The organism is Sphingobium sp. CFD-2, from assembly GCF_024611135.1.
Classification (GTDB): Bacteria; Pseudomonadota; Alphaproteobacteria; order Sphingomonadales; family Sphingomonadaceae; genus Sphingobium; species Sphingobium fuliginis.
This window is the reverse complement of sequence record NZ_CP084407.1, coordinates 102,356-128,554: the sequence shown is the minus strand read 5'-3', so window position 1 is coordinate 128,554 and position 26,199 is coordinate 102,356. Positions and strand designations below refer to the sequence as shown.

Genomic DNA, 26,199 nt, shown 5'->3' with positions numbered 1-26,199 from the left:
CGCCACGAAGGCACGCCCCATCCTTTACAAGTTGCTTTTCGCTGCTTCCACCACATTCGTCTGCTCGGAATTTTCGGCCGATCCCGCAGCGCCCTGCGTGCCGTTCCCTTGAGAAACAGTCTCTGCCGCGGACTGCGGCTGGGCCGGGGACCTAGAGGCCTTGTCGGCTTTAAGCTTGGGCGCAGTGCTCGAGGGAGCGGAGGGTTTTCCCTTGACTGCGGGCACATCCAGTTCGCCCTTGGGCACGGCGATCGAGAGGCGCCTGCGGGCGGCCTTCTTGGAAGGCGCGCGAGCATCGGGTTCCCTCAGCTTCGCGCTCGCCTGCGCCATAGGAGCCGCAGCTTTGGTGGATTTAACCTTTGCAGGGGCTTTCCTGGCATTTGTCTTGACGGCCACCGGCGCCGGGGCAGCTGCGGTGTCAGGCGTACTGGCGGGCACGACTGGCTCGGCAGCCACCACAGGCTTCTTGCCCAAACCAAGTTTTTGGGCAACCGCGCGGCGTGCCGCCGAATAGGTCTGCGCCACCAGCGGATAGCTTTTTGGAAGCTTATAGCGCTCGCGATACTGATCGGCCGTCAGGCCGTGGGAGGTCAGGTGCCGCTTCAACGTCTTGTAGGGCTTGCCGTCGATCAGACTGATAATATGATCGGGCGACGACAGGCTCTTGCGAATGGAGACGGCAGGAACATAAGCCGGTGTCGGCTCGGGCGTCGGAGCAACTTCATCAGCCAGGGCAGCGCGTGTTGTCTTTATCAGGTCAGCAAGATTCTCGCTGTAAGCGTGGGCTGGAGGCCGCAGATCAGGCGGCTTCGGCGATCGGTTGCTGATCTGGTCGCCAATTCCAGGGCATGAGTTCATCCCAGCGAGCGGCAGGCCAGTTGCCGGCGATCTTGGCGATAACGTCGGCAATATAGGCCTGTGGTTCGAGGCCGTTGAGCTTTGCGGTCTCGATAACGGAGTAGATGGCCGCCGCCCGATCGCCGCCTGCCTTTGATCCGGCGAACAGCCAGTTTTTACGGCCCAAGGCCACGCATCGCATGGCACGCTCCGCAATGTTGTTATCGATCTCCAGACGCCCATCATCGAGGAAGCGCGTGAGCGCCACCCAGCGCTTGCGACCATAGGCGATCGCTTTCGCCATCTCGGACTTGGGCGAGAGGCGGCGCAGGGCATCGTCAAGTGCTTGCCGCAGCTCATCGATCAACGGCTGAGTGCGGTCGTGCCGGCTTCGTCGGCGGATCTCGGGTTGCTGGCCTTGAACCTCTGCCTCGATCTCATAGAGTTGGCCGATGCGTTCTAGCAGGTCGGTGGTGAGCGGCGTCGGCTTGGTGGCGTGGATGTCGAATATCTTCCGCCGGAAATGCGCCCAGCAAGCAACCTCGGTGACGCGGTTCGTGTCGTAGAGCTTGTCATAACCGGCGTAACCATCAGCCTGCAGGTAGCCGGCGAAGTTGGCCAGCTGACGCTGGGGATGCGCACCGGTGCGATCGGTGGTGAACTCATACCAGACGAGCGAGGGGGTCGTAGCGCCCGAGCCACGATCATCGACGGCGTAAGCCCAAAGCCTGCCGGTGGCCGTCTTGCCCCGGCCCGGATCAAGCATGGGAACAGGCGTATCGTCGGTATGGATCTTTGAGGCGGTGAGGCCCACCTCGCGAATGCGACTGACGATCGGGTCGAGCAGCACGGATGCCTGTCCTACCCAGCCCGCCAGTGTCGATCGGTCGATCTCGACCCCCTGCGCAGCCATGATCTCGGCCTGGCGGTAAAGCGGCAGATGATGGTCGAACTTGGAGACGACAACGTGGGCCAGCGTGCCGAAGGTCGCCTTGCCGCGCGCTATCGCCTTTACCGGCACGGGCGCCTGGACGATCTTCTCGCAGGACCGGCAGCTATACTTGGGCCGGATGGTCCGAACGACACGCCATTGCACTGGCACGGCATCGAGCATCTCGTCGCTATCCTGCCCCAGAGGCCGCAGCGCTCCGCCGCAATCTGGACAGGTGCAACTGCCCCGTTCGGGCTCGATCCGCTGTTCCTCCCGCGGCAGATGAGCAGGCAGCGCACGAACAGGCGACGGCCGATCAACCTCTGCCGGATCGGCCCGGCGGGCGGCGGCGACGATGGCCTCGCCTTCGAGCTCTTCGAGCGCAAGCTCAAGCTGTGCGATCTGAGTGTCGAGCTTCTCGGACGACTTGCCGAACTGCATCCGCTTGAGGCGCGCGATCTGCACGCGCAGCGTGTCGATCAGGATGTCGCGGGCAGAAATATCGGCGTGGGCGGCCGCCAAAGCAGCTTCGAGCTCGGCGATCCGAGCGTCTTTATCAGCGGTGGAAAGGCCTGCGTCCGACACCGCGACCCTATAGCGGAACAGACGCCGCAATGCCAGAAAAAGCGCCGGAAAATGGGCGTTTTAGCCCGCAAGTGACGGGGTGAAAGTCCGTTCCGGCCGCCGCCAGTCGATGCCTTCCAGAAGCATGGAAAGCTGGGCCGCCGTCATCACCACCGAACCGGTCTTGGTCGATGGCCAAATGAACCGGCCTCGGTCCATCCGCTTGGAGAAAAGGCACATGCCCTGACCGTCATACCAGAGCAGCTTTACCAGATCACCGCGCTTCCCTCGAAAGGCGAACAGCGCACCGGAATGCGGGCTCTGCTCCAGAACTTGCTGCGTCATCACAGCCAAGCCGTCAAAACCCTTACGCATATCTGTTGCGCCGCAGGCCAGGAATATCCGCGTTGAGGGCGGCAGCGGGATCATTGCGTCAGGACGCCGATCACCCGCGACAGGGCATCGGCATCGACGGTGGCGTCCACGTTCACCCTGATGCCAGACGGCAGCTCGATGCCGATCACTCCCTCGCTGCGTGCTGCGACCGTTGGCCCAGGCAAGGCCAGCTGATCGCTGATCTGCACCTCCGCAAAGGCAGGCTTGATCGACTTGCGCACCCCGGCGAGCTCACCGGACATCGCCTGTCGCCGCCATGTGTAGATCGAGCCGCTGCCGACGTCATGGCGTTCACAGGCCGCGCGCACGCAGCCCTCCGGGCCGAATGCATCCTGCAGCACGGCCAGCTTCTGCTCTACCGTCCACCGCCGCCGGCCTGACACCCGGCTAACGATCTCTATCCGACTACTCATACGACCGCTCGTATGAGTAGTCGCTGCGCTGCTCGCTGAATCTTCAATCTCGTCCGACACCGGCCACCCCGCTTAAAGAGCGGCAATCATCCCGGCTAATGGGCGCTGCGCAAGGCGGTCGCCAGACCCCGCTTACTTCTCGCTAGACACAGTGTTGTTTGCTACGAACGCGCTTAACAGTTGAACCGTGAGTGTAGCGATCTCGAAATTTGCGTCGTCCGCCATGATGCGACCCGTATGGATTTGATGATTGGCTCGTCTGCCTGCAACGCACGGGAATGTAAATATCGGGGAGATCCATTTTTTGCGGCGCTCGACGACCGGGCTACAAAAGCCAGTAACAAGTTGCATCCGGTTAGATTTCAGCAGATCGTTCCTCATGCCGGAATGGATTTTTCACGGCTCCTTGGCACTGTGCCGGTCTTGAATCACGGTCGGCACTCCGCCGCGAAGACAGAGGATCACCGCGAGCCGAAATAGCCGAAGACGGACGCGCGACAGCCAGGAAGCCCCCCTCCCCGCACGATTTTCCCACTTACCATAATTGGACATTATGGTAAGAACAGAAGCGAGAGGAGGGTGGGCGAGATGCGCTGCCCCCCCACATTTTGGGATCAGATGGGCGGTGAACGATGAAGGACGATCTCGCGAAATCCTGCGCTGCGGGGACGGCCGTCCTTGTAAAAGTGGAAAACGTCTCACTCCCCACGCGCCTGCGAGGCGAAAGCCGCGAAAGCAGCGACATGCGGCTAGTCCGCACGATTGCCGCGATGGCTCCGCTGGACCTCTCGCCAATCAGTAAGCTGGGACTTGAAACCGCTCTAAGCGCAATGGCAGACGCGACGAAGGCAGCGATTGCTTCCGATCTCGCCTGTTGGCGGGACTGGTGCCAGGATGAAGGAATGGCCCCACTGCCAGCCGGCCCGGAGGATATCGTTCGCTATGTTAACGCCCTCGACGCGCGAGGTAAGAAGCCCTCCACACTAGCGCGGCGCATTGCGAGCCTCGGCTCGGTTCACCGGGTTCTGGATCTCGCCACCCCTGCCTCGCCGACGGACGCGCCGATGGTGCGAAATGCGCTCAAGGGCATCCGGCGTCGCAGAGGTGTCTCGCAGCGCCAGGCAGCGCCCTTACGGCTGGGCAAGGCACTAGACCCCCATATCGCCCAAGGCTTTACTCTTGCCGCGCTGCTCGACGCATGCGCTGGCGACCTCCAGGGCCTCCGGGACGCAGCGCTGCTTTCGCTTGGATATGATGCGGGGCTAAGGGTCAGCGAACTGACGCGCGTTGAAGCAGGGCATATCGATTGTCAAAACGACGGGGCGGCAACGCTCTTCATACCCTATTCCAAGACGGATCAGGAGCAGGAAGGAGCATGGGCGTGGCTGTCCGCTGAAACTGTTCGGCGTGTTCAAGCTTGGCAAGCTGCAAGTGGTATCCAGGAGGGTCTGCTTTTCCGCCGGGTTGGGATTGACCGCAGACGGGCGCGACCGTCGGGCGAAACTGCCGACATGACATTAATCACCTATTCCATTGGGAATACCGCACTCACGAGACAGGGCGTTAACGGCATATATCGTCGTATCGCGATGACGGCTTATGAACAGGGGCTGGTGACACTCCCTGCCGGCAAGCTGCTGGAAGCAGTGCGCGCATTGTCGACACATTCCCTACGTGTTGGCCTGACCCAAGATCTCTTTGCCGCAGGTGAAGACGGTGTGGGCATCGCCCAGGCACTGCGATGGAGTTCGCCGGCAACCGCGTTGCGCTACGGCAGGAAGCTCGCGGTCCGCAGCAACGTGGCGGCGCGCGTTCTCGCGCGTGTTCGGCGCTGAGGGGTGTCGGGGCAGCGATACCAAGCCGCACTGAATCTCACCCACTGGTGACACAGAGCAGAGCGTTCCTTAGGATAATCCTGATCCACGGCGGATCCGGCCGAACCCGAGGTCTTTTAGATGGGCAAGCCATATTTCAGCACGCTCCTCTCGTTTGCGTTGCAGCCTGCTGCTGTTTAGGACGGCGACGCGCAAGCTCACTGCACGTGCGCCGTCGCGGCCGAGCCAAGGGCGTCGTCGCGCAGCGATCCAATAATCGTCAGCACGGCCGGGATCGAAGGAGGGGTCGATCTTGGAATGCGAAAGGTCCGGTACCCGGCGTACGCGAGCATGGCCTCGCGCTCACCGTCCTTCTGGGCGAAACGTGCCCGCCCATCCAGTTCGATGAGAGCAACGACGATGCCCGTGGTCGGATCCTGTACGACATAATCAACGATCTTCTGCGAGAAACTGTTGCGATCGGCCTGGGTCGCGCGCCAGCCGGGAAACGCCGGCACCTTGAGCAATGCTCCCATCGCGACTTGGGCATGAAGGCGATACATTGGTAAAAGTTGCTCGAGCACCTCCAGCATTGCCGCCTTGCGCGCGGTCAGGAACGGCTTGGCGACAGGCCGTGGCGGACCGCCCGTCCCCACCATCATGCGCAGGAATGCAAGGAACAATAGGGCGCTGAGCATGAAGACGAACCACGGCACCAGGTTGTCCATAAGCGGAAGCAGCAGGCGCGAGGTGACCCAATCGCGGCCGTTATGTCCATCCATCGTCAGCCCTCCTCATGGCCGTTGAGACGGCGGTCGGCGGATATTGCGCTAGACCTCATCGGCCTTGCCGAAGCTTTGAAGTACAAGCGGCGCGATATTATCGTGGCGGACACAGTCGTCGGTCCTCTATAATCACCGAAATTGCCGTGCTGTTGGAATTTCCAACCCATGTTCATTTCCTTCTGTCGACACCGGCACCGTGCCGGCGACTTTACATCACAGGTCGAGGCCGAGGCTGCGCTCGGGCAATGAGGCCAGGGGATCCCCATGACCGGACTCAATTTCACTCCGGGACGCTTTCGCCTGGACGACGGGCATAGTCGAGCCGGCAGGCAAGGGCAGGAATCCAAGGTCATCGGTTGACCCGGGAGCAGACGGCGTCGGCGGCTGAGTGCCCGGCCCCTTCTTCCCGTCAATTTCAAGCCGGCCGAGCGTCTCTAGGGCGGACGTCTTGTTTCCCGGGCTCCGATCGAGCTGGCGCTCGAGCTTCTCCTTGTCGTCGACCACCAGGGTCAGCTCATCGCGCACGCGGGTCACGCCGACATTGAACAGCCGCTGGTTCGAGAGGTGCCGCTCATGCGACGACATGACGGTGATCGCCTTGTCGGTGGTGATCCCCTGCGCCATATGCATGTTGAGGCTGTAGGCAAGATCGAGCCGAGCGAGCATGGGGTCACCGAGACCGAGTGTGAGGGTTTGCTTGTCTGCCGTCTCGACGCGAACGCCGTCGGCATCGATGCCAACCACCCGCGCCATGGCTGCATTGAGGAGATCCCGCTCCTTATCGTTGGCGGTCCAGCGGATGCGATCGCCCTCGCGCAGCTCCAGGCCCTTCTTCTCCGCGAGCTGAAGCCGGTCGCGCGTCTCGGTCGGGGAGAGCTTCTGGGGATCGAACCGGATCTTGCGGCGTCCGTCGGCGAGATCGACCTTGCCGTTTGTGTGGACCTTCAGAACCTCATAACACCCGCTCTTGAGACCGACATCCTGCGCGCCGCCCCGCCCGACCTCGAGTGTCTGTCCGGGCCGATAGGTCGAAGCGTAGCGCAGCTCCTCGCGCGTCGTGTTGATCCGTTCATAGACAGTGAGGTGGACCGAAGGCCCCTTCACCGACCCTTCCGCGACCAGGCCGTCCTGGATCCGCTGGTTGATGGTCGCGCGGGCATCGCGCCCCGAGGCGAAAACAGCCGTTACCTCGCGATCGGCAGCGCCAAGCGCGAGCCACATGTCTGCCGCCTGTTCCGCCGGGGCACTGGACTCGACGACCCGGTCACCTAGGACTTTCATAGCGGCGCTGGCCTTGCCGACATTGGCGAGCGCGGCAACGGTGCGAAGCTGATCGGTGCGCTGGCGGATATTCTGGTCCATGCGCGCCATGGTGCCGCCGCCTGCCTGAATCATGGCGAAGGCCTTGCCCGCATCGATCGAGGAGAGCTGCTGCCGGTCGCCGACGAGAACCAGCTTGTCGATGCCCAGCGCCTCGCTGATCTGGTGGAGCTTGAGCATATCGGCCGACGAGACCATCGACGTTTCATCAGCGATCAGCATCGTTCCAGCGTATTTCTCGCGCACGGATTCAAGCCGAGCTGTATTGCGCTCCGAGATGAACCTTTCATTGGCGAGCACGAAGGACGCGATCGTCTGTGCCTTTATGCCGGCGCCTTCCGACAGGTCTGCGACCATCTTGTTCTGAAAGGCGAGCCCGGTAATGCCGCGGCCTTCGGCCTCCGCCACGCGCGCGACCGCCTGCAGCATGGTCGACTTGCCCGCGCCGGCGACGCCCTGCACCGAGACGGTGCGTTCAGCTGACGTAAGTATCAAGGTAGCGGCCGCAAGCTGGCCGGGATTGAGGGGGCGGTCCGCGGAGGCCTGGAGCCGGGACACGGCATCGGTCGCCGGTACGATCGGGGCGGCCAGGCCCCTGCCCTGCTCGACGGCGGCAAGGATCCGTTCCTCCGTGCGAAGGGCTTCGGGCGTCGTCACCATGCGACCCGTACGGTCGGCGGCCGTTGCGACGCCGGGGATGAGCTGGCGACCATGGATCAGCCGTTCGATCCTTTGCTCGACGGACGCCATCGTCACGCCCTTGAGCCCCAGATCGAGCGCGGTCGCACCGAGTTTGTTGAGAGGCCAGGCTGCCTCGCGTTCGGACAGGATGCGCACCGCCGAGGCGACCGCGAGCTGCGTCCGGGCTTCGACCGGCGATCGGACGGCGCGAGCAAGACCGTGATCCACGAGGGGATCGCGCGGGCGCAGGAATTCACCGAGCCTGCCCCGTGCGACGGCGATGGCGTCGGTGATCGCGCGGTAGCCGCGCTCGATGGCGCGGCCCGGTGGGTTCATGCCAGCCCGAGCCTCCGCGGCCGCGCGCAGGTCCTTGCCGTCGAAACCATGCGCGGCGGCGCGGTCCGCCCACTCCTGTTTAAGAGCTTCGCGATCCTCGACCTGGAGCTTGGGGTCGCGCGAGCGCTGGGTGATTTCGCGCAGCCCCTCGGGTGACTTGATGCCGAGCTTCGTCGCCCGGCCGAGGATATCTTCACGGCGCTTACTATATTCGACGAGCACCGCCTTGGGAACGCCAGCAATCTCGAAGGTACCGTGCTTGCCCTTCATGGCGATCTGGTAGCCCGCCCGCTCGAGTTCGGAGCGCAGATAGGCATGGTAGATCGAGCCGATGATGCTGTTGTGCGACCAGAGCTTGTCGGCATGGAGCGCCTGCCATTTGCCGTCTGGCATGCGGGTGAGGTTCGCGATGACCGCGTGGATATGGGCCTGCGGGTCTTTCGCCCGACTCGTATCGTGCTGGAAGAGCGCGTAGACGAGGTTGCCGGTCTGGACCGGCACCTTACGGCCCTCGACATCCTTGCGCCCTTGTGCGAGATTCTTCTCGACCCAGGCCATTGTCTGTCGGACCGCCGTCATGTTCGCGGCGAGGACGCGTTTGTCGCCCGCGACATAGGCCATGACGCTCACCGACTTGGGCATGGAAAAAGTGAGGTCGAGCCCCGCCCGCCGGTTTTCCACTTGCGCCACGCCCTCTCCGCTCGGGAGCACGCCGTTGAGGATGGCTTCGAACGGGTCCTTCAAGACCTCACCCGATAGTCCGAGCGCCTCGCCCCCCTCCCCGCCCCAGACGCTGATCTCGGACGAGCCTTCGATCGTGTAATAGTCGTCCTTCGCGAAATAGTTCGCGGCGCCGGAGGCAGAGCGGACGGCAGCGACCGAAAGCATCAAATCCCCATGTCCATGCCGTCATGATCCGGGCCTGCCGAAAAGTCCTGGCGCAGTTCGGCAAGGGTCTGATCCTCGACCTGGGGCGCGGGACCATGCCAATCACCGCGCCGATCATCCCGGTGGCGGCTGGCGACAGGCTGTTCCTCATCGCCGGCCCGCGCGGTCTGCGCCCGCTCGGCGGCGGCGGGCGCTACCGTCTGATCGCCCTGGTCATCCCCGCGCTGCGCGGCTCGATCGGCGGCTGCCTCGGGCTCTTCCTCGACCTCGGCGGACAGGATGCGCGCGGCAAGATCCCGCGCGAGATTGGCGGTATCGGAGACCTCTTCCACGACCAGGCCGGCGCCATCGCGCCCACCGGCCTCCCCTGCCCCCTCTTCTTCGAACACCTCCTCTCCGCGCCTTGACCGCACGGGCTGAATATCGGGGCGTTGGACGAAGCCCTGCGCGACCTGGGGATAGTCCTTCCACTCGAGCAGGATGCGCGCGGCCGGGAAGCCGTCGGGGAACTTCACGAACCCGTGCATGGAAGGCAAGTTGGTGATGTCGTCAGCTATGACGAGCGGTTCAACCTGCTTGCGCGGGGTCAGGGTCGAGGCGTCGCGGGTGTTATTGTAGCCGTAGCTATAAGCTTCATCCATCTGTCGCACCTCCCGGTGTCCGATATACCGGGCACACTGTTCGGCCGTGTCGAGATCGGCGGTAGCGAGGATGAGCTTCGAGCGCGCGAGGGAGGCGAGGTTGCGGGCGCCCTGCTCGCCATAGACCTCGACCAGCTTCTCGAAGCTATGAATGCCGAGGATCATTGCTCCGCCAAAGGCGCGAGCGGTCTGAAGCCCGTTCTCGATGGCGGGAAGGCGGTGCAGCGCGCCCAGCTCGTCAAACATGAACCAGGTGCGTAGCGACCGCGTTCGCGGCAGGGTCATGAGCCGGTTGATGGCGATGTCCATCCATAGCGTCAGCAGTGCCCGGTTCATCGGCAAATCGACATAGTTGGAGGTGACGAACAGGATCGACCCGGGCTTCTTGTCGCGCGTTATCCAGTCACGGACCGAGAACGGTACGCCCGCATCGGGCAGGAAGCGAAGGACTTGGGCATTGGTGTTGAAGACAGCGCGGATGGACTCCGCCATGCGGGCAGCTTCGGGCGCGGTCAGCGGGTCGGCGATGGTGTTGGCAAGGGTGCGATGAACGCGTTTGAGATCGGCCGTCATCAGATTCTCGGCGAGCGCGAGATTGGTGGCCTCGCCGCGCTCCAACAAACGCACGCACATCTCGATGAAGAGGGTGCGGGCGGCGAGCGCCCAGAAGGGTTCGGAGGAGCCGCCATCGGACGGAATGAGCGCCGCAGCGGCGGCGGTGAACTCGCTGTGCGTGCGGCAGTCGTTGAAGATCGACCAGGCCGGGCATCGCGCGTCCATCGGATTGAGGATCGTGTCGCGATCGGGATCGTAGAAGGCTTCGACATAGGCGCCGGTGAGATCGAAAATGACGGCCGTGTCCTGGCGCGCGCGCATCTGCGAGACGAGGCTTCTGAGCTCGGAGGTCTTGCCCGAACCGGTGGTGCCGATGAGCATCGAATGCGACTGCTCCATGCGGTGTGGATAGGGGATGCCTGCGAGCATATAAGGATGGTGGATGCCGGCCGCCTTGCGGGCGCGAAACGGCAGCGCGAGCACTTGCGACGCGGAGAGGTTCGGCAAGAGTTCGGCGGCATCCTCTTCGAACTTCACGCGGTTGTGGGCACCGATCTCGGCAGCGAGGACCGAGCGCTCCACAAGCATGGCACCGCGCTCATGGCGTTCCTGAAGGATCGAACGACCGCGGCGATGCGAAATGTCGACGAACCAGATCGTCAAAGGGATGGTAAGGAAGATCGAGACGAGCAGTGCGCCAAGAAGTCCCCGGATCGCGACCTCCCACGCCTTGATGACCTCAGGGATATGGGGGACCGCCTTCATGACGGTGCGCACGATCTTGCCGCTGGGCAAGGTGACGTTGACGCGCTTGTTCGCATCGAGGTCAACCCAGTTCCAGAACACGGAAAGGACCTTCATGCAAACGAGTTGAAACCCGTGCTCATCGAGCTTGATCGACATGATGATCGACCAGGCAACAAGGAAGGCGAAGAACCACAGCAGGAAGGGCAGTTTCGCACCCGAAAACCACATCAGCATTTCATGGGCGAGAAGCTGCGAACCGCGCGTAAAATTGCCAGAGTTGCGCTGGACGCGGCCCCGGGCGCTGTGATGCGTGAGGTGGACGGGCCGGCCGTCGGTGCGAATGTCCTTATGCGCCATGATATTGCTGCAGGCGCTTGTCGGTTTCCGCGATGATCCGGTCCCGATATTCGGGGAATTGCTCCCGAATGATGATGTCAAGCGCGAGCTGCTGGAATTCGCCGATGCGTGCAAGACGACGCTGGCTCGTGTTAAGCAAGCGTCCGGATGCTAGAAAGCTGTCAACTGCCGCACGCAGAAGATCCGAAGCTGTGCATCCCTGCTCTTCAGCGAGTGCGACCAGACGATCATATTTGCCCCGATCGAGACGGACCGTGCAATGCTTGTTGGGAGTTGTCAAACCAAGCCTCCTCTCAGGAGGCTGGCGGGGTCTTGGGAAAGCGTTTCTATCTGTAAGCCATTCTGGGTGCTGACGCAATAAGATGCAGCGTCAGCACCATTTGCGTGTTTCCGCGTAACACACAAAATGGCCGAAAATCCGGCCCGGCCGGTCTATGAGAAGACCCGTCCCACATGCACACACGCATCTAGGCCGCCGTAAGCTATTGAATAATATCAACATAACGCTGCACCTCGGTGCGTTCGGTGTGCTACTCTGCACCAGGGTAGATCCCTACCCCGGGCGTTCTGGGCTTGCATGTCTCATGGGTGGGTAACGCCGCCGGCTGGGCACCGGGCCGTCCGGCGGACGGAAGGATTGCCGCGCAGTTATCAAGGCTCAGGTCCGTTCCACGGACCGATTGGTACGGTGTGCCCGGCCGTTTATGATGCGTCTCGGGCTCCAGAGGAACGGCAGGGTTAGTGACCCGAATGGGCGGAGACAAGGCATCGCCTTGGCTCCGTGAGCTTGGCCGGGGACCGCTCCTTCCAGCGGTCTGCGGCCTAGCGAATAGAGCCCGGCGGCGGGGCGCCTTCGCCCCGCCGAGCCGCCGGTCCATCTTTCCCTTCCAGCAGCGCGCTGGCCTCGATACTATGCCTCCCGTTCATAGCCCGATCAGCGTGAACCAAGAGGCCCTTATGGCACGCACATTGGAACAGGAGCGCGCGGCGCTCGCAGAGGACGAACGCAAGCTGGAAGAGCGCAGGCAACGGCTTGCGGAAAAAGAACGGGAGGCAGCGATACTGGCCGTCGACAAGTCGGGACTGCTCAAGGTCGAAAGCAAACGGCTCTCTTGCCTGATGACCCGGATACGGTCCCTCGGGATCGACGAGGTCGAGAAGCGCCTCACCGCCTGAACGACCCCCGGCGCGACATAGGTCGCGGCTCGGACATGGGGGGCTCGACGCCCCTCATGTCCGAATGATCCTCACACAAAAAAGGGGAGAGGCCGCTAAGCCCCTCCCCGTCCTGGCCTCAATATTCGTCGATGAGGCCGCCCGGTGCGGTGTAGACGATCCGGTCGATCATCGCCTGGCTCAGCGTGCCGTAATCGCCTTCGTCGATGGCGAGATAGCCAAGCTCGGTGTCCTCGATGACATGCTGGTCAAAGTAGCTGCGATGCGCCCGGCGCGTGGCGTTCGTGACGGCGGCGAAGTAGGCGGCGTTGTCGGCGGCGGCGGTCGTGTTGATCTGCATGGCGGTGCTCCTCGTCTGTCTTGAATGACAGGGGCAGTCGCGTCGGGCGGGCGAGGTCGGGTCAAGGAACCGCGTAGCGGGCCGCGTAGCGGCGGTGGGGGTCACGATTTTCTTCGGCGGCCACTACCGCCGAAGGGGAAGAACCGGCGCCCGATCCGCCGACGAAAATGGTGGGGCCCCGCCGTCCTTGAGGCGGCCTCGTTCGCCCGACATCATGGGAAGACTGTGAGAGATTTTTCCTCTCGTGAGGTCCCCTCCGGCGATGCGTAGCGGCGTGCGGTCCGACGGGACCGCATGGCACGCGAGCGAGCCGGGACCTCACCGCGCCCGGCGTCGTTTCACGGCTCCTCAACATTCTGGATCGACGCACTTCTCCGCCGCAAAACGCCGGACGTCAGGCCCAGCTAAGGCGGGCGACGGCAGGATCCGATGCCGTCATCAGCAACGTCTCCAGATGAGGGAGGTAATGATCGACGCGGCGCGCTCTTGCACGGGCGGCCGTGGCCGGATCCCGGAGACGGTCCTGTGCCATATCAAGCGCGATGTCGCCGACGCTTTCCGCTTCGATATCGAGGGCCTCGAGCAAGGCATAGGCGTTGCCGTAGGCGAGATCGAGTTCGAGACCCCGATCCGATGTCAGCGCGACGCGCATGCGGATTTCGGCGGCCGCGCGGTCGCGGTGGACCATGACCCGACGGACACGGAACTGCGCTTCTTCCACCACCGCGATGACAGTGGGCTCGTGGTCGAACCGGGCGGTGATCGACGCCAGAGCCAGAGGACAGACGCGCGCTTCGAAACTGTCGCCGAGATATTCGTCGGGCTCGAGCAGCGCCACGCCCAGCCGGTCGCCTTCCGCGCGGAGAAACCTCCGAAAGGCGGCGAACTGCCGCACGGTGATGATCGCATACGGATCGATCGTCTCGTCGGCGGGGACGGCGATGCGGAACAGGATGGACATGGCCTTTGGCTCCTCGAAAGTTGCCCGTCCCCTGGCCCTCCTGTTCTCTTTTGGCCGCCATCGGCGGGGTTTCCCGGGCACACCCAGGGTGCGGCGCGTCGGGTTCGATGCCCGGCGCGCCGCAGGGCACCGCAGAAATGAGGCACGAGAGGCCCCGGCGGATGCCGGAGCCTCTCGACCGATGGGCGCTCAGGCCCGCCGGATGCTGCGCTCAGCCGGACGCTGCTGTGACAGCTTCACAACATGCAAAGGGACACCTGCCTGCCGCAGCTTCTGCGCGAGGTTCATCTGGATACCGGAGCCTTCGCAGACCACCGCTTCGACCGGCTTCAGGGCGAGCAGGCGATCATTGCGCACGAACGCGGCCTTGGCGCCCAACCTGCGATCCAGGCGGAACATGATGACCTTCACGCCGCGCGCTGCCGCCCAGGCCTGCGCAATCGCGTCGCAGCCTTTCGCCTGCGCGGTCGTTGCGAGGACCATCTCCGGGACGCGCGCCAGGATCGAGTCCAGTCCCTTCCAGAGCAGGTCATGATCTTCCCAGACCTGACCGCCGGAGAAGGCGACGACGGGCCCTTCGGGGTTGAACTGCTCGCGGCGTTCCCGGCCTCGTGCGGCGAGAAAATCACGCGCGTCGATCATCGATGCGGTGACGCCCTTCGAGACCCGGCTGCCACGGGTCGGTGCATAGGGTCGTCCGGTCTCGATCCGGTAAACCTCGGCGGCGTGGTCGCGCATGCATTCCATCGCGTCGCGGCACCCTTGCAGCGTCTGGCAGAGGAGCTGTGCGTCCTCGATCTGCGTCGCGTAGATTTCGCTCGGATCGAAGCTGCGCGCGAGATCGCCGAGTTCCTTGGCGGCATCGTCCTCGCGGTCGCTGATGCGCTTCGCCACGACATGGAAGCTGTTGACGAAGCCCCAGGCGAGGTCACTGGCGAAGGGCTCCAGGCGGGTGTCGCGGAACACGTCGAACAGCATCGCCATCACCATCTCGACCGCCGCGCGGACGTGGTAGGGATCGGGCATTTCGAGTTGCTCGCTCTCGTCGACCGGCGACAGCTTCGCGCGTTCGTCATGCTCGAGAAACGCGCCCGAATAGAGGGTGCTGCGCTCGTCTGCTCCGGTTTCGGCGGCGATGTGGCTGGCGAGATCGGCAAAGTTTGCAAAGGACTTGGTCATGGGAGCCTCCAAAGGTTTTCAAGGAACTCATCCGTTCGATGAGGCTTGCCTCGGGGCATGCGGTGGTCAGGGATGTCAGGCACGGCGACCGGTCTCCGGTCGCCGCCGCCCCGCGGGGAGTGGGGGAACCGATTTTCCGGGCGGGTCCGCGGCACGCGGGCGCGGACTGAAAATTGGGGGGACCGCTCATGCTTGACGGACCGCCAACCCCGCATGCCACTCTAGGCAGACACAAGAGAGGAATAGGGGTGTAAAACCTCACATTGCGTCACCGTCCCGCAAGGGGATCGTAACCCGGACGGGCGGAGACGCCCCCCGCGCGGCTCCGTGAGGTTAGCCGGGGTCGGCCACAGGCCGGCGGCGGCTTAGCGAATAGAGCCCCGGTTCCGCCCGGCGCGTAGCACGAGGCGGGATGCGCCGCCCCTGTGCCATCTCGTCTTGCGCCGGAACATTATTGGAACTTTCAGCATCGCGTCATAGACTGGCGCGATGCAGGGGGAATCAAAGCCCTATCCGGGCGAAGTGGCGACACCGAACAACATCAGGCAGCTCGCCGACGAATATCGCGGCGCGGCGCATGATCTGATGGGCCGCGGCAAGCGGGGCAAGCCGTCGAGCTGGGCGCCGGCGCGGATGACGGCGATCCAGGCGATCGAGCTTTACCTCAATGCGCTGCTGCTGGCGCGGGGCGTGAAGCCGGCCGAGATCCGGGGTTACCAACATGACCTGCGCAAGCGCACCGCGAACCCCGCGGTATCTGCGCTGCGGCTGCGACAACGCACGCTCGAGCATCTCGGCAAACTCAGCGAGGGCAGGGAATATCTTTCGATCCGCTATGGCCCCGAACTGAGCGGCAATCTGTCGCAGCTCAATCGCCTGATGGCGACGCTCGACGAGGTCGCGACCAAGGTCGGTGGCGCGCTCGACAAGGCGAACCCGTCAACGCCAGAGCCGGGACCGGCAAAGGGCCCGGCGCGCACGGCGGTGCCTGCCGTCACACCGGCCTGATCCAATCGGCGGCCTCGCGCCAGCTGATGATATCGCTGCCGCTGTCGCCGACCGCGTCCCCCGAGATGTCGCGCCATGGCGAGCATCGGCTGGTCCTCGCGCGGCAGCGCGGCCAGCCTCGAGATGAAACCGGATGAAGCGTCGCATCCATCATCGTGCGCGCGAGCCTGGTCTTGAGCTCACCCGCCTCCGCCCCCCAGGGGTGGACGCCGATATCGAACAGATCGCAGGCCGCGCCGCTTGGCACGACGGAAAATTCGCCCGACCAGCGCCGGCTGCCCGGATTGAGGGCTCCCACATCATCGTTGAGACACCGATCGCCGGTCTCCTCGCGCAGCCAGGCGGCAAGGGCCGGCGTCAGCCGGCCCGAGAGCTTGCGCGCGCCTGTGGGAACGCTGTCGAGGTCAGGGAAATTCACCAGCCACCAAGCCAGGCGGTGGTGAAGAACGATGCCTTAACCATGGGCGCGGGGACGGCGGAGACGTGCTGTTGACGACATGGGTGATATCCTTGGGGACAAAGGAATGACGGGTCAGTGGACCGACCCATCGAAGGTGAAGAGGAGATCGGGGCTGAAGAGCTCATGCTCGGCGGCCACCAGCGACCAGGCGGCGGCGAGTTCGTCATGATATTCGCAGGTGACGACCGCATCGGCGCTGGCTTCGCCGAACTGGGCCTCCTCGAACGAACGGATATGGGCGGCGTCCGCGGCCTCGGTGATCGCACCGGCGAGATGCGCTGCGATCTCGTGGGGATTGAGCTGGTCGGCGGCCCGGCGGATGCGGGCGACCAGGTTGGGGGTGAGGACTTCGATCCCGTGGGCGACCCCGGCGATCTCTTCAAGGCTGGAAAGCTGGAACATCTATCGTCTCCGTGAAAAGGAAAGGGAGCGGCCCAAGGGCCGCCCGTCCGGGGGGTCAGAGGAACTCGATTTCCTCGGCGACGATGTCGGTGTTGTAAAAGGTGCGGCCGTCCCGCTCGTTGCGGCTGTAGCGGATCTCGCCGACGACCATGAGCTTGTCGCCCTTCTTCTTGTGGTTGGCGACCGACTTGCCGAGTCCGTTGAAGGCCTTGACGGTATGGAACTCGTCGTAGGTCTCGGTGTAGCCGTTGCCGTCCTTCTGGACCTGGCCGTCCTTGATGACGGGCTTGGAGGTGACGAGGGAGAAGCTGACGCCGCCTTTGCTGTCGGTCCCGAAGCGGGTGATGTCCGAGGTGATCCGGCCTGAGAGAAAAACCTTGTTCATGATGCTGTGCCTTTGCGATGCGCCAGCGGGCCGATCCCGCTGGGATGGACAATCGCGAAGGCCCGGGTCCGAGGGGCCGGCGCACCGGAGCGAAGCGCAGGGGAACCCCGAATTTTCCGGGTGGTGCGGGCAGAGGCCGTCAGGCCTCAACACGGCCGGACAATCCGGGGTTGCGGCGGCCCCGCCCGGGCGTAGCGTTCATCCCCTCAAGCGGGTGGCGTGCCTGGCGTTTGCAGAACGGCGCACGAGGCCATGGGCAATGGGGTGTCGGGCTGAGAGCATCGGCGTTTCCCGCTGGCCCGACGCGGCTGCGCTCGGGCCTCGGCCCGGATCCACAGCGCGTGGCGGCGCCGGGCCGCCAGACGGGAGCGCCACCTCCGCGGGATGTTCACGCCGGGAAGGTTGCCGGGCGGGAGGAGAGCAGTCCATAAAGCAGGGGCGGCGTAATAGGTGGCGGGCGTGGTCCGCTACAGCCGCGCGGCGCGGGTCTGGCGTCTCGCGAGGCGTTGTCGAGGTGGTGACGCTGAACTTGGCCGTCTGGTCGAAGGGTGCCCCGGTGGCTCCGGTTCACGGAGTGGGTACGCGCAATCCGTCGAGAAACGACTGGAAGGTCGAAGCCACGAAGCCAAGGTTCACGCCAGTGTCGCCGGGCCACGGCTCGTCCTCGAAGTCCCAGAACCACACGGCGTCGCTGTCGCCGCCGCATTCGAGCGGGACGTGGCTTTGACTGGGCGTGAAGCAGATTGGCAGCATATGGGCGGGGAACTTGGGCAGGTCGTCATCGACGTCGAGGACGAGACCCTGATAATATGGGGCGACCTTGTCGGCGGCCATGAACATGCTGACCGATGATCGCAGGTCGGTGCCAACCTCCTGCGCGCCATAGGCAAAGGTAAATTCGCACGGATCATCGAGCGGATCGAACCGGACGTAACCCCAGGTCGACGAATTCGAGATAGCTTTGCGGCACGGCAACGGGCGGCAGACGACGCAGCATTTCGAGGTCGGCGTCGCCCGCCCTGGCAAAGGCTTCGCGGGCGACGATCACCTTGATAGCAGATGGCAATATCAGCATCGATCCCCGCCCAACGGCCTCAACGTGTCTCAGGCGCTCCAGCCGAAGCGCTTGTCGAGCTTCGAAAGCTGGCTCGTAAAGCCCGCCTGCTGCATTTGCGTGGTCTGCAGGTCGAGAACAGCCAGGATCTGCCCTGCAGCGAGGCGTTCGATTCGCTCGAAATAGGCGGCGTCGTCGATCGTGAAATCCGGTTGGCCATACTTGGTGATGGTTACTGGCGCGCGGTCCGCGGGCATGGCGGAGCTCCTCAATCGATTTCCCCAATATTGGGGAAATGGGGAGATTATGAATATTGCCTCCGATCGCGCGGTGCCGTTGGTAAAAGCAGCACGAAGACAGGGCCCGCTTCGCCAGGGGGTGCGAAGCGAGCCCTGTCACCCCGCGCCGGGGGCTCGTGACGCGGGGTTGGCTGGTGCGCTCGGCGTTATTCGACGGGTTCGGGGGTGCGCTGACGGCGACCGCGGCGCGCGGGCTCCTGCACCTCGCCGCCGAAGTCATGCTCGCTGGACGACTGGCCGAGGCCGGCCTCGGCGCCTTCGCCGCCCGTGCCCGCGCCCATGCCGGCACCGGCAGTCTCGTCGGCACCCGGCAGCGGCGGGAGGCCGTCATCGGCCTTGGGCGCCATTTCGGAGGCGAGATCGCGGCGGCGCGTCGGACGGGACCAGACGACGTTGTAGCTGCCGTCGTCCTGACGGAAGGCCGAGATGTAGAGCGGCGCGGCGAAGCTGGGGTCCTCGATCTTGCCGTTGAGGAAGGCTTCGCCGGTGCCGTTCGAGAAGAGCTCGAAGAGCGCGCCGACCTGCACCCAGGCCCGCGCGGTGGACAGCGCCAGCACTTCGAACTTGGGCGCCTTGGGATTGGCCGAGTGGACCTCGCGCAGCGCCAGGGTCATGGCGATTGTCAGCGTCGCGATCTTGCCGACATAGATGCCAGCGTCATTCTGCTTGATCGTACCGATGTTCATGGGACTTCTCCTGGATGATGGCTCGAACACCCTTGTCCGAGACATCGTCCTCCCTCCCCCTCCTCTCCTCGGCCGTTCGGCCGAGCAGGCGCGTCAGCGCCCCCTTCCTTAAGACTATCCGGGGTCCGCTCTTCGCGGTCTCGGGAGTTGGTCGGCTTGCGAGGAAAGCGATGCCGGTTGAGAGCGCCTTCCTTGCACGTTGCCCGCACGCTACATTATGCAGGGCTGTACAACGGCAGTCGCAGTCCGATTAGGAGGATGCAGCCGGTGTTTACCGAGAAACGAGATTGGGATGGCGTGGCAAGTGCACGTCCTGCGCGACTGCGAAAGGCGTTTGAGCTGATGCTGGACCGTGTGCTTGGAGAGCGGATCCTAGCTGATGGCGGAGTTGCCGTGGAGCTGTGGTCCGCTCTTGCCAATGTCGAGTGGCAACATGCTGATGGCGGCGCGGTGAGTTATTCGTTTCGGTCGGCAGGTGACCTGATTGCATGGCTTCGGGAAGAAGGCAGCTATCTGGACTGGTATTGCTGCGCGGAGCCAGGCATCGTGTCGACGGATATTCAACGCGCTCTCGCTGCGCATGGTTGGACGCCGAAGGTCCAATAGCAGTAGGCGTGCCTCAAATCGAATTGAGGCCAAGATGTTCGATGAACGGATCGAAGTCCCGATCGTTGTGGAGGAGGTTGATGCCCGCTTCGATGCATCGGGTCGCTATCAACGTGTCGGTCGTCTTTCGAACGGTGATCCCGCGTGCTCGTAACGATCGGAAGTTCCGCGCCGCCTGAAGAGCGATCTCGCGACCGCCGATCTCGATCAATTCGAGTGAACCCAGCAAACCGTAGGCGCGTTTGAAATCTCGATCGGCCGAAAATCCCTGGAGCACTTCCGCAAGGACGAGATCGCCAATGAGAAGCGGTTCCTGGCCGAGCAACTCGTCAAGGAGATCGGTTTCGCGCGATGGCGTGCCGCGAAAGAAATCGATCCAGACGCTGGAATCGACAAGGATCATGTGTCGCGTCGCATCGCGTCAAGGTCGCCTTCCCAATGGAGTGTTCCCCGAGCGGCACGGATTGCTGCTTGCGACTGGATTTTCACAAGGGTTCGAAGACCGGCTTCGACGGCCTCACGCTTGGTTTTGAAACCGGTCGCGCGCATGGCATCGGCCATGAGTTTGTCGTCTATGACGATATTCGTTCTCATGATGTGTATCCTTTTCGGTTTTTATACACATGGCGTTGCTGAGCGTTGGTTCAACCGTGAAACGCCGAAACCGCGGGGAATTCAGACCTGGAGATAGCAGTCGTGCACGAGCACGAAGGCGTCGGCGATCGAATCACCTTCACGCATCCTCCTTCCCTTTCACTGGGTAGGAGCGTCCCGGCGTCGTGTACGCCGATCACCAGCAGATTGTTAGGGCCGTCCTCTCAGGCTTTCCGGCGGCAGCGCTTCGGCCCGACATGGTCGGCCGAGACCTCGAGATCGATGGCGAGCTGGGTGAGCGCTCGGTGCGCGCCGAGTCGTTGCAGCCCGTCCATCCGTGGGTCGAGCTTGATCGTTGCGAGGCGGCCCCGAACCAGCGAGGCGGCGACATGCAAGGTATGGGGGTCGAGTTCCGTCATGGGACCGATCATAGCGCAAACGGGACCGCAGAGCGAGCCGCCCACCACCGCGCGGGCTCAGTCGTTGTTGAAGTCGCGCCGGCGGTGAACAAGCTCGATCATCTCGGCCTTGCGGGCGAAGGCGTCTGGATAGATCGCGCCCTCATGCTGGCCGAGAATGCCGATGATCGTGGTCATGTGCGTCGCGATCGTCGCATCGACGCCGAACAGGTCTGCGATCGGGAAATGGCCGCAGTCGTCCCCGTTCGACCAGGCGAGCAGGAAATTGGCGACGCGGCGCGCCTGGGCAGGGTCGGAACGCGCGACATCGATCAGGTAGTCGAGGGCATTTTGCACAGCTCGTTTCCCAAATGGTCCGTCCGTCTGAGAACGGCGGTGCAAAATTAGACCACGGTGGCGGCGGCGAAGTGCTGCTGCGGGCGGCGTAAAAGTCGTCCACTTTGCCTTCTTTGCGCGAGCAGGGAGGGCGTGGAGATATATACCGTGGATCTTTACCTGAAGGTGCGTCTTGCTTGCGCGGGCGGCATGAGCCAGCGTGAGGCGGCGAAGCATTTCAACGTATCGCGCGACACGGTCCGCAAGATGCTGTCGTATTCGGAGCCCCCCGGTTACCGCCGGACGGCGGCGGTGCGGCGGCCCAAGCTGGAAGCGTTCGTTCCGATCATCGATGCATGGCTTGATGGTGACCGTCAGGTTCCGCGCAAGCAGCGTCATACGGCGAAGCGGGTATTTGACCGCCTTCGCGAAGAGCACGGTTTCACCGGCGGCTACACGATCATCAAGGATTACATCCGACAGCGCGAGCAGCGCAGCCGGGAGATGTTCGTGCCGCTGGCGCATGCGCCCGGCCATGCCCAGGCAGATTTTGGTGAGGCCATGGTCGAGATCGGCGGTGTTGTGCAGAAGGCGCATTTCTTCGTGCTCGATCTACCGCACAGCGACGCCTGCTACGTGCGCGCCTATCCCGCTGCCGTTGCCGAGGCATGGATGGACGGCCACGTGCACGCCTTCGCGTTTTTCGGCGCGGTGCCGCTGTCGATCGTCTACGATAACGACCGCTGCCTGGTCTCGAAGATCCTGCCCGACGGCACGAGGCAGCGCGCCCGGCTGTTCAGCGGCTTCCTGTCGCATTACCTGATCCGCGATCGTTACGGCCGTCCCGGCAGGGGGAACGACAAAGGCAGTGTTGAAGGGCTGGTCGGTTATGCTCGCCGCAACTTCATGGTGCCGATCCCCCGGTTCGCGACGTGGGAGGCGTTCAACCTGTGGCTCGAGGAGCAATGCCGCAAGCGTCAGAACGACCGGCTGCGGGGCGAGAGCGAGACGATCGGCGAGAGGCTGAAGCGCGATCTGGCGGCGATGCAGGAACTGCCGGCTGCCCCGTTCGAGGCTTGTGACCAGACCAGCGGCCAGGTCTCGTCGCAGGCGCTGGTGCGTTACCGGACCAATGATTACTCGGTGCCGGTGCGCTTCGGCCATCAGGAGGTATGGATCCGGGGCTATGTCGGCGAGGTGGTGATCGGCTGCCGGGGCGAGGTCATTGCCCGTCATGTGCGCAGCTACGAGCGCGAGGACGTGATCTTCGATCCCATCCATTACCTTCCCCTGATCGAACAGAAGATCAATGCGCTCGATCAGGCAGCGCCCCTGCAAGGCTGGCACCTGCCCGAAGCGTTTGCAACGCTGCGCCGCCTCATGGAAGCTCGTATGGGCAAGCATGGTCGGCGCGAGTATGTGCAGGTGCTGCGTCTGCTGGAGAGCTTCACGCTTGCCGATCTGCATGCGGCCGTAAAGCAGGCTCTCGATATCGGGGCGATCGGCTTTGATGCCGTGAAGCATCTCCTGCTGTGCCGGGTGGAGCGCCGACCACCCCGATTGGACATGGCGATCTATCCCTATCTGCCCAGAGCCAGGGTGGAGACGACATCGGCGCGCTCCTACATGCAGTTGCTCTCGGGCGATGCGAAGGATGCGGCATGAGCAGTCCGTCCCCCGAGCTGTTACTGGCCAGCCACCTCAAGACGCTCAAGCTACCAACCTTCCTGCGCGAGCATGACAAGCTGGCCCGGCGATGCGCGGCCGAGGGCGCAGATCACGTCCGCTACCTTGCCCGGCTTGTCGAACTGGAGCTGATCGACCGGGAACGCCGGATGGTCGAGCGCCGGATCAAGGCTGCGAAGTTCCCGGCCGCCAAGAGCCTCGACAGCTTCGACTTTGCCGCGATCCCCAAGCTCAACAAGATGCAGGTGCTGGAACTGGCACGCTGCGACTGGATCAACCGCCGCGAGAACGTCATAGCCCTTGGTCCCTCGGGAACCGGCAAGACCCATGTGGCGATCGGCCTCGGCCTTGCCGCCTGCCAGAAGGGCCTGACGGTCGGCTTCACCACCGCGTCCGCGCTGGTCAGCGCGATGATGGAGGCACGCGACGAACGCCGCCTTCTGCGCCTCCACAAGCAAATGGCCGGATACAAGCTCCTCATCATCGATGAACTGGGGTTCGTGCCGCTCTCGAAAACCGGCGCGGAACTGCTGTTCGAGCTGATCTCGCAGCGTTACGAGCGCGGCTCGACGCTGATCACCAGCAACTTGCCGTTCGACGAGTGGACCGAAACGTTCGGCTCCGAGCGCCTGACAGGCGCGCTCCTCGACCGGCTTACCCACCACGTCTCCATACTCGAGATGAACGGAGAGAGCTATCGTCTGGCCCAAAGCCAGGCGCGCAAGGCACGCTCCAACCCCTGACAGAAAAGACCATCCGTGTGTTGGCGACCCCCACTCGGGCTACGCCCTCGCGGCGCTCGCCAGCACACGGATCACCCGGCCTGATTTTGCGCCGCCCAATGGCCGACTTTTACTCCGCCGTTGACATCCGTCACCGCTTCCTGCGCGCTCATGCGGCCACCGCTGTTCCTCGGGGGTCATGGCGACGCGGTCGAGGCGAGCGAGGCGTTCAAACTCCGTTGGCGGGACCATCACGACGTGGGCAACGCCGTTTCGTTAAACGGCGATGGGAGTGCTCATCGCTTTGTCATAGGTGACGTCGAACCGGTTTTTGGCCTCGTCGATCGGGACGTGCTCAATGGACATGGTCGTGGGATCCCTTCGACAATGACGTGATCGGATTGCGTGAGGCCGAGCGGATTTAATGAAGCCGGTCTCCGACCGTCGAAGCGTCTCGTCGTTATGTCACGCGATGTGTCCAACGACCTTAGCATTTTCGGATTGGCCCCGGATAACGGGCGACCGTCTCATCGGCCGTCAGGAGAGTGATGCCCTCGATCATCGATTGGGCAATTAATATGCGATCGAAGGGATCCTTGTGAATGGGCGGCAGAGCGTCGATCGCAACGGCGTGCTCGCTGATGACGGCAGTTCGCTGTAGCCGTTGTCGAGCAGCCCGCGCCGAAGTAACCTGGCATCAACGACAAAAGTCGTCGCGGCCCAATGAACTCTTGATGGCGATCTCCCGAAGGCTCGCGGCGCTGAAGAAGAGCTCGTTGTCGACGTCGTCGAGAAGATCGTGCGCTTTCTCTGGCATTCGGTCCGGGAATCCGGCAGCCCAGATCAACAGATAGGTATCAAGGAGGAGCTTCATGGCTGGCCACTGAAGAGGGCGTCGATCTCGGCCTCTCCCATGCTATCGAAGTCGTCTGGCACGACCATCTGACCCGCCATGAATCCCAGGCGTTTCGTCTGACCGGCATCCGGCGCGTTCAAAGGAACGACCTTGGCCACCGGCTTGCCCGCCTTGGCAATGATGAAGCCGCCGCTGTTTGCGACCTGGTCGATGAGGCGAGACAGATGCGTCTTCGCTTCGTGGATGTTGACGGTTTGCATCACTGGCTCCTGACTTAGTTCAATCAACTCAGTCTATTTTTGACTGATAGCAAAACCGGGCTCGTCCAGCGAACTTTGGGCATGTCTCGAGGCGTTGCGGCGAAGTATCGGATCCAGTCCCGGCGACCCGGTCGGATTGCCGCGCAGGATCCACGGCATGGGCTGGATGAGCCGTGCCCAGTCGGCGAAGGACGGGATTCGCCCCAGGTCCTCCGTTACATGCATCTCGCCAATCAGCCGCACCGGCACGTCGCGATGGTCGCTGTTGGTGATGGTGACCCCGAATACCGTCTCGAGCATGAAGATGCCCTCGGCATGATGGCGCAGCGCACGGTGACGCGGATCGGCAAGGATCTTCTTGGACTCGTCAAACCACTGGTGGAGCGCGATATAGTCGCCGGGCACCCCGCCCCATCGACGCACCGAGCTGAGCGCATGATAATGGCAGTGCGACATGGCTAGAGCTCCGTCTCGGTCGTTTCATAGTCGACGAAGCGGCTGTTGTGAGTGAGCGATACCGCGCCGCTCGCGACGTCGATCTCGATCGTGCCCCAGGCGCCCTCGCCATTCTCCCAGCCGCTGTGATGGTCGCTTGCGGCATTTTCAGCGAAGGCGCTGAGCGCATCCTCGAGCTGGATCGCGCGGCTCGCCATGTCGCCGCCCCGTTCGACCGAGAAATGGTCGCAAAGCACGGAGGGCAGGTCACAGGTGTCTTCGCCGGCAAAGGCGGTGACGTCGCCGACCGCGCCTTCATCGCCTCCGCCATCATATCCGATCTCGACGCGGGTGATCCCATGTTCGACGAGCAGCGGCAGGAAGGCGGCCTTGCAGCGGCGCTCGGCCTCGCGGACGCGGTCGATCTGTTCGTCGATCTCCGCGACGATGCGGGCCGCGGCGGCGGCATGTTCGGGATCGAGCTGGATGTCGGTCATGCGGAGATCTCCTGAAGAAGCGTGTTCGCGGCCTCGGCGCTCGCAGGGTAGGCGGCGGCGAGGTTGCGGTGCAGGGTTTCGAAATCGGGCACGGCAAAGCGGCCGTCAGGGCCGGGCCGCGTCGCAAGGAGCGCGCCTGTGACGATGGCATCGATCCGGTCACGCTCGACGATCGGCGGTTCGCCGTCGGCGTAGCGCACGGGTGCCGCAAAACAGGCTTCGGTCCAGGTCGCAAGGTCGTCCTGGACGGCCTCGGCATAGGCGGCGACGCGCGAGTCCCGCCGGGCGGCGCCGGCATCGACCGAGAGGCCGAGCGTGTAATAGATCCCGAAGTCGTGGCGGTTGGTGAGCGTCTTGAGGACGCAGCCATCCGGCGGCACACCGAAGCGCGCGATCAGCGCCGCGCGATAGGCTGCGACCTCAAGACGGTTTAGCCTTTCGAAATCCGGGGTGTGCCCGAGCTGCGCGCAATCCTCGTTCGCGGGCGCGCCGCCCAGGTCGATGATATTGGACATCGCTTCCTCCATGGTTCGGACAGCAGGTCCAGATCCCCCCTCCCCCTTGCTTCGTCCAGGCCGGCCGCACGGCCGGGGG

32 protein-coding genes and 1 pseudogene are annotated in these 26,199 nt (G+C 63.7%); 6 read left to right on the top strand and 27 right to left on the bottom strand.

All coding sequences use genetic code 11. The annotated features are described in order from the left end of the window. Positions 1 to 24 precede the first annotated feature (24 nt). Genes LDB29_RS25975 through LDB29_RS25960 form a run of 4 tightly spaced genes read right to left on the bottom strand, consistent with a single transcriptional unit; the run spans position 25 to position 3,141 of the window. The gene (locus tag LDB29_RS25975) at positions 25 to 858 is read right to left on the bottom strand and encodes a MucR family transcriptional regulator (protein WP_257558423.1); all 834 of its coding nucleotides are present in this window, start codon (positions 856 to 858) and stop codon (positions 25 to 27) included. After that, positions 800 to 2,374, bottom strand: a complete 1,575-nt coding sequence (locus LDB29_RS25970; RefSeq protein ID WP_373886338.1) for an IS66 family transposase — start codon at positions 2,372 to 2,374, stop codon at positions 800 to 802. The genes LDB29_RS25975 and LDB29_RS25970 overlap by 59 nt, the downstream gene beginning before the upstream one ends. A gap of 39 nt (positions 2,375 to 2,413) precedes the next feature. After that, positions 2,414 to 2,761 carry an IS66 family insertion sequence element accessory protein TnpB gene (gene tnpB / locus LDB29_RS25965; protein ID WP_011950829.1) on the bottom strand — a complete coding sequence of 116 codons (348 nt, stop codon included), beginning with the start codon at positions 2,759 to 2,761 and terminating at the stop codon, positions 2,414 to 2,416. After that, positions 2,758 to 3,141, bottom strand: coding sequence for a transposase (locus tag LDB29_RS25960; protein WP_041380262.1), 384 nt, complete (start codon positions 3,139 to 3,141; stop codon positions 2,758 to 2,760). Before LDB29_RS25960 ends, tnpB begins: the two co-directional genes overlap by 4 nt. 632 nt (positions 3,142 to 3,773) lie before the next feature. Here LDB29_RS25960 and LDB29_RS25955 point away from each other — a divergent pair. After that, on the top strand, positions 3,774 to 4,976 hold the full coding sequence (locus tag LDB29_RS25955) for a tyrosine-type recombinase/integrase (protein WP_257558422.1): 1,203 nt from the start codon (positions 3,774 to 3,776) through the stop codon (positions 4,974 to 4,976). A 197-nt stretch (positions 4,977 to 5,173) separates the two neighbouring features. Here LDB29_RS25955 and LDB29_RS25950 read toward each other — a convergent pair whose 3' ends face one another. The 4 genes from LDB29_RS25950 to LDB29_RS25935 form a co-directional block, all read right to left on the bottom strand. After that, entirely contained in the window at positions 5,174 to 5,737 is a 564-nt protein-coding gene (locus tag LDB29_RS25950; protein WP_257558421.1) for a DUF2726 domain-containing protein, read from the bottom strand. Between the two features lie 216 nt (positions 5,738 to 5,953). After that, positions 5,954 to 8,965: a MobF family relaxase gene (gene mobF / locus LDB29_RS25945; RefSeq protein ID WP_257558420.1), complete on the bottom strand. Its 3,012-nt coding sequence runs from the start codon at positions 8,963 to 8,965 to the stop codon at positions 5,954 to 5,956. Beyond that, positions 8,965 to 11,265, bottom strand: coding sequence for a type IV secretion system DNA-binding domain-containing protein (locus LDB29_RS25940; protein WP_257558419.1), 2,301 nt, complete (start codon positions 11,263 to 11,265; stop codon positions 8,965 to 8,967). The genes mobF and LDB29_RS25940 overlap by 1 nt, the downstream gene beginning before the upstream one ends. Further along, positions 11,255 to 11,545, bottom strand: a complete 291-nt coding sequence (locus tag LDB29_RS25935; protein WP_257558418.1) for a hypothetical protein — start codon at positions 11,543 to 11,545, stop codon at positions 11,255 to 11,257. The genes LDB29_RS25940 and LDB29_RS25935 overlap by 11 nt, the downstream gene beginning before the upstream one ends. Positions 11,546 to 12,222: 677 nt before the next feature. Here LDB29_RS25935 and LDB29_RS25930 point away from each other — a divergent pair. Further along, positions 12,223 to 12,441, top strand: coding sequence for a hypothetical protein (locus LDB29_RS25930; protein ID WP_257558417.1), 219 nt, complete (start codon positions 12,223 to 12,225; stop codon positions 12,439 to 12,441). Positions 12,442 to 12,559: 118 nt separating this feature from the next. On the opposite strand, the gene LDB29_RS25925 is transcribed toward LDB29_RS25930, so the two are convergent. The 3 genes from LDB29_RS25925 to LDB29_RS25915 all read right to left on the bottom strand — a co-directional run bounded on the left by LDB29_RS25925 (position 12,560) and on the right by LDB29_RS25915 (position 14,921). Further along, the gene (locus LDB29_RS25925; RefSeq protein WP_257558416.1) at positions 12,560 to 12,781 is read right to left on the bottom strand and encodes a hypothetical protein; all 222 of its coding nucleotides are present in this window, start codon (positions 12,779 to 12,781) and stop codon (positions 12,560 to 12,562) included. A gap of 394 nt (positions 12,782 to 13,175) precedes the next feature. Next, positions 13,176 to 13,742, bottom strand: a complete 567-nt coding sequence (locus tag LDB29_RS25920; protein WP_257558415.1) for a hypothetical protein — start codon at positions 13,740 to 13,742, stop codon at positions 13,176 to 13,178. 189 nt (positions 13,743 to 13,931) lie between these two features. Next, positions 13,932 to 14,921, bottom strand: coding sequence for a DUF2493 domain-containing protein (locus LDB29_RS25915; protein ID WP_257558413.1), 990 nt, complete (start codon positions 14,919 to 14,921; stop codon positions 13,932 to 13,934). Between the two features lie 489 nt (positions 14,922 to 15,410). On the opposite strand from LDB29_RS25915, the gene LDB29_RS25910 reads away from it, so the two are divergent. Continuing rightward, positions 15,411 to 15,929 carry a hypothetical protein gene (locus tag LDB29_RS25910; protein WP_257558411.1) on the top strand — a complete coding sequence of 173 codons (519 nt, stop codon included), beginning with the start codon at positions 15,411 to 15,413 and terminating at the stop codon, positions 15,927 to 15,929. Here LDB29_RS25910 and LDB29_RS25905 read toward each other — a convergent pair. The 7 genes from LDB29_RS25905 to LDB29_RS25875 all read right to left on the bottom strand — a co-directional run bounded on the left by LDB29_RS25905 (position 15,916) and on the right by LDB29_RS25875 (position 19,215). Continuing rightward, positions 15,916 to 16,347, bottom strand: coding sequence for a hypothetical protein (locus tag LDB29_RS25905; protein ID WP_257558409.1), 432 nt, complete (start codon positions 16,345 to 16,347; stop codon positions 15,916 to 15,918). The genes LDB29_RS25910 and LDB29_RS25905 overlap by 14 nt on opposite strands. A gap of 114 nt (positions 16,348 to 16,461) precedes the next feature. Continuing rightward, the gene (locus LDB29_RS25900) at positions 16,462 to 16,791 is read right to left on the bottom strand and encodes a hypothetical protein (RefSeq protein ID WP_257558407.1); all 330 of its coding nucleotides are present in this window, start codon (positions 16,789 to 16,791) and stop codon (positions 16,462 to 16,464) included. A gap of 55 nt (positions 16,792 to 16,846) precedes the next feature. Next, the gene (locus LDB29_RS25895) at positions 16,847 to 17,176 is read right to left on the bottom strand and encodes a single-stranded DNA-binding protein (RefSeq protein WP_257558405.1); all 330 of its coding nucleotides are present in this window, start codon (positions 17,174 to 17,176) and stop codon (positions 16,847 to 16,849) included. 567 nt (positions 17,177 to 17,743) lie between these two features. Next, the gene (locus tag LDB29_RS25890) at positions 17,744 to 18,010 is read right to left on the bottom strand and encodes a hypothetical protein (RefSeq protein WP_257558403.1); all 267 of its coding nucleotides are present in this window, start codon (positions 18,008 to 18,010) and stop codon (positions 17,744 to 17,746) included. Between the two features lie 73 nt (positions 18,011 to 18,083). Continuing rightward, on the bottom strand, positions 18,084 to 18,251 hold the full coding sequence (locus LDB29_RS25885; RefSeq protein WP_257558401.1) for a hypothetical protein: 168 nt from the start codon (positions 18,249 to 18,251) through the stop codon (positions 18,084 to 18,086). Between the two features lie 29 nt (positions 18,252 to 18,280). After that, positions 18,281 to 18,487, bottom strand: coding sequence for a hypothetical protein (locus LDB29_RS25880; protein ID WP_257558399.1), 207 nt, complete (start codon positions 18,485 to 18,487; stop codon positions 18,281 to 18,283). A gap of 188 nt (positions 18,488 to 18,675) precedes the next feature. After that, entirely contained in the window at positions 18,676 to 19,215 is a 540-nt protein-coding gene (locus LDB29_RS25875) for a DUF736 domain-containing protein (protein ID WP_257558397.1), read from the bottom strand. A gap of 342 nt (positions 19,216 to 19,557) precedes the next feature. Here LDB29_RS25875 and LDB29_RS25870 point away from each other — a divergent pair, with 342 nt between their 5' ends. After that, entirely contained in the window at positions 19,558 to 19,821 is a 264-nt protein-coding gene (locus LDB29_RS25870) for a hypothetical protein (protein ID WP_257558396.1), read from the top strand. A gap of 13 nt (positions 19,822 to 19,834) precedes the next feature. On the opposite strand, the gene LDB29_RS25865 is transcribed toward LDB29_RS25870, so the two are convergent. The 4 genes from LDB29_RS25865 to LDB29_RS25850 all read right to left on the bottom strand — a co-directional run bounded on the left by LDB29_RS25865 (position 19,835) and on the right by LDB29_RS25850 (position 21,170). Further along, positions 19,835 to 20,224, bottom strand: a complete 390-nt coding sequence (locus LDB29_RS25865; RefSeq protein ID WP_257558395.1) for a PIN domain nuclease — start codon at positions 20,222 to 20,224, stop codon at positions 19,835 to 19,837. Next, positions 20,221 to 20,415 (bottom strand): type II toxin-antitoxin system VapB family antitoxin, encoded by a 195-nt coding sequence (locus tag LDB29_RS25860; RefSeq protein ID WP_257558394.1) that lies wholly within the window; start codon positions 20,413 to 20,415, stop codon positions 20,221 to 20,223. Before LDB29_RS25860 ends, LDB29_RS25865 begins: the two co-directional genes overlap by 4 nt. A 224-nt stretch (positions 20,416 to 20,639) precedes the next feature. Next, on the bottom strand, positions 20,640 to 20,834 hold the full coding sequence (locus tag LDB29_RS25855) for a hypothetical protein (RefSeq protein WP_257558392.1): 195 nt from the start codon (positions 20,832 to 20,834) through the stop codon (positions 20,640 to 20,642). A gap of 57 nt (positions 20,835 to 20,891) precedes the next feature. Next, positions 20,892 to 21,170 carry a hypothetical protein gene (locus LDB29_RS25850; RefSeq protein WP_257558390.1) on the bottom strand — a complete coding sequence of 93 codons (279 nt, stop codon included), beginning with the start codon at positions 21,168 to 21,170 and terminating at the stop codon, positions 20,892 to 20,894. A gap of 189 nt (positions 21,171 to 21,359) precedes the next feature. Between LDB29_RS25850 and istA the strand changes: the two genes are divergently transcribed. Next, positions 21,360 to 22,814: an IS21 family transposase gene (gene istA, locus LDB29_RS25845; protein ID WP_218036328.1), complete on the top strand. Its 1,455-nt coding sequence runs from the start codon at positions 21,360 to 21,362 to the stop codon at positions 22,812 to 22,814. Beyond that, positions 22,811 to 23,578: an IS21-like element helper ATPase IstB gene (gene istB / locus LDB29_RS25840; protein WP_054944222.1), complete on the top strand. Its 768-nt coding sequence runs from the start codon at positions 22,811 to 22,813 to the stop codon at positions 23,576 to 23,578. The genes istA and istB overlap by 4 nt, the downstream gene beginning before the upstream one ends. 466 nt (positions 23,579 to 24,044) lie before the next feature. On the opposite strand, the pseudogene LDB29_RS25835 reads toward istB, so the two are convergent. From LDB29_RS25835 to LDB29_RS25815, 5 genes and pseudogenes are all read right to left on the bottom strand, one after another. After that, positions 24,045 to 24,431: pseudogene (locus LDB29_RS25835) on the bottom strand (type II toxin-antitoxin system VapC family toxin). Further along, positions 24,428 to 24,673: a type II toxin-antitoxin system Phd/YefM family antitoxin gene (locus tag LDB29_RS25830; protein ID WP_257558388.1), complete on the bottom strand. Its 246-nt coding sequence runs from the start codon at positions 24,671 to 24,673 to the stop codon at positions 24,428 to 24,430. Before LDB29_RS25830 ends, LDB29_RS25835 begins: the two are co-directional and overlap by 4 nt. Positions 24,674 to 24,706: 33 nt before the next feature. Continuing rightward, on the bottom strand, positions 24,707 to 25,129 hold the full coding sequence (locus LDB29_RS25825; RefSeq protein WP_257558386.1) for a hypothetical protein: 423 nt from the start codon (positions 25,127 to 25,129) through the stop codon (positions 24,707 to 24,709). A gap of 2 nt (positions 25,130 to 25,131) precedes the next feature. Continuing rightward, positions 25,132 to 25,605 carry a DUF6878 family protein gene (locus LDB29_RS25820; RefSeq protein WP_257558384.1) on the bottom strand — a complete coding sequence of 158 codons (474 nt, stop codon included), beginning with the start codon at positions 25,603 to 25,605 and terminating at the stop codon, positions 25,132 to 25,134. Then, the gene (locus LDB29_RS25815) at positions 25,602 to 26,120 is read right to left on the bottom strand and encodes a hypothetical protein (RefSeq protein ID WP_257558382.1); all 519 of its coding nucleotides are present in this window, start codon (positions 26,118 to 26,120) and stop codon (positions 25,602 to 25,604) included. The genes LDB29_RS25820 and LDB29_RS25815 overlap by 4 nt, the downstream gene beginning before the upstream one ends. Positions 26,121 to 26,199: the final 79 nt, after the last annotated feature.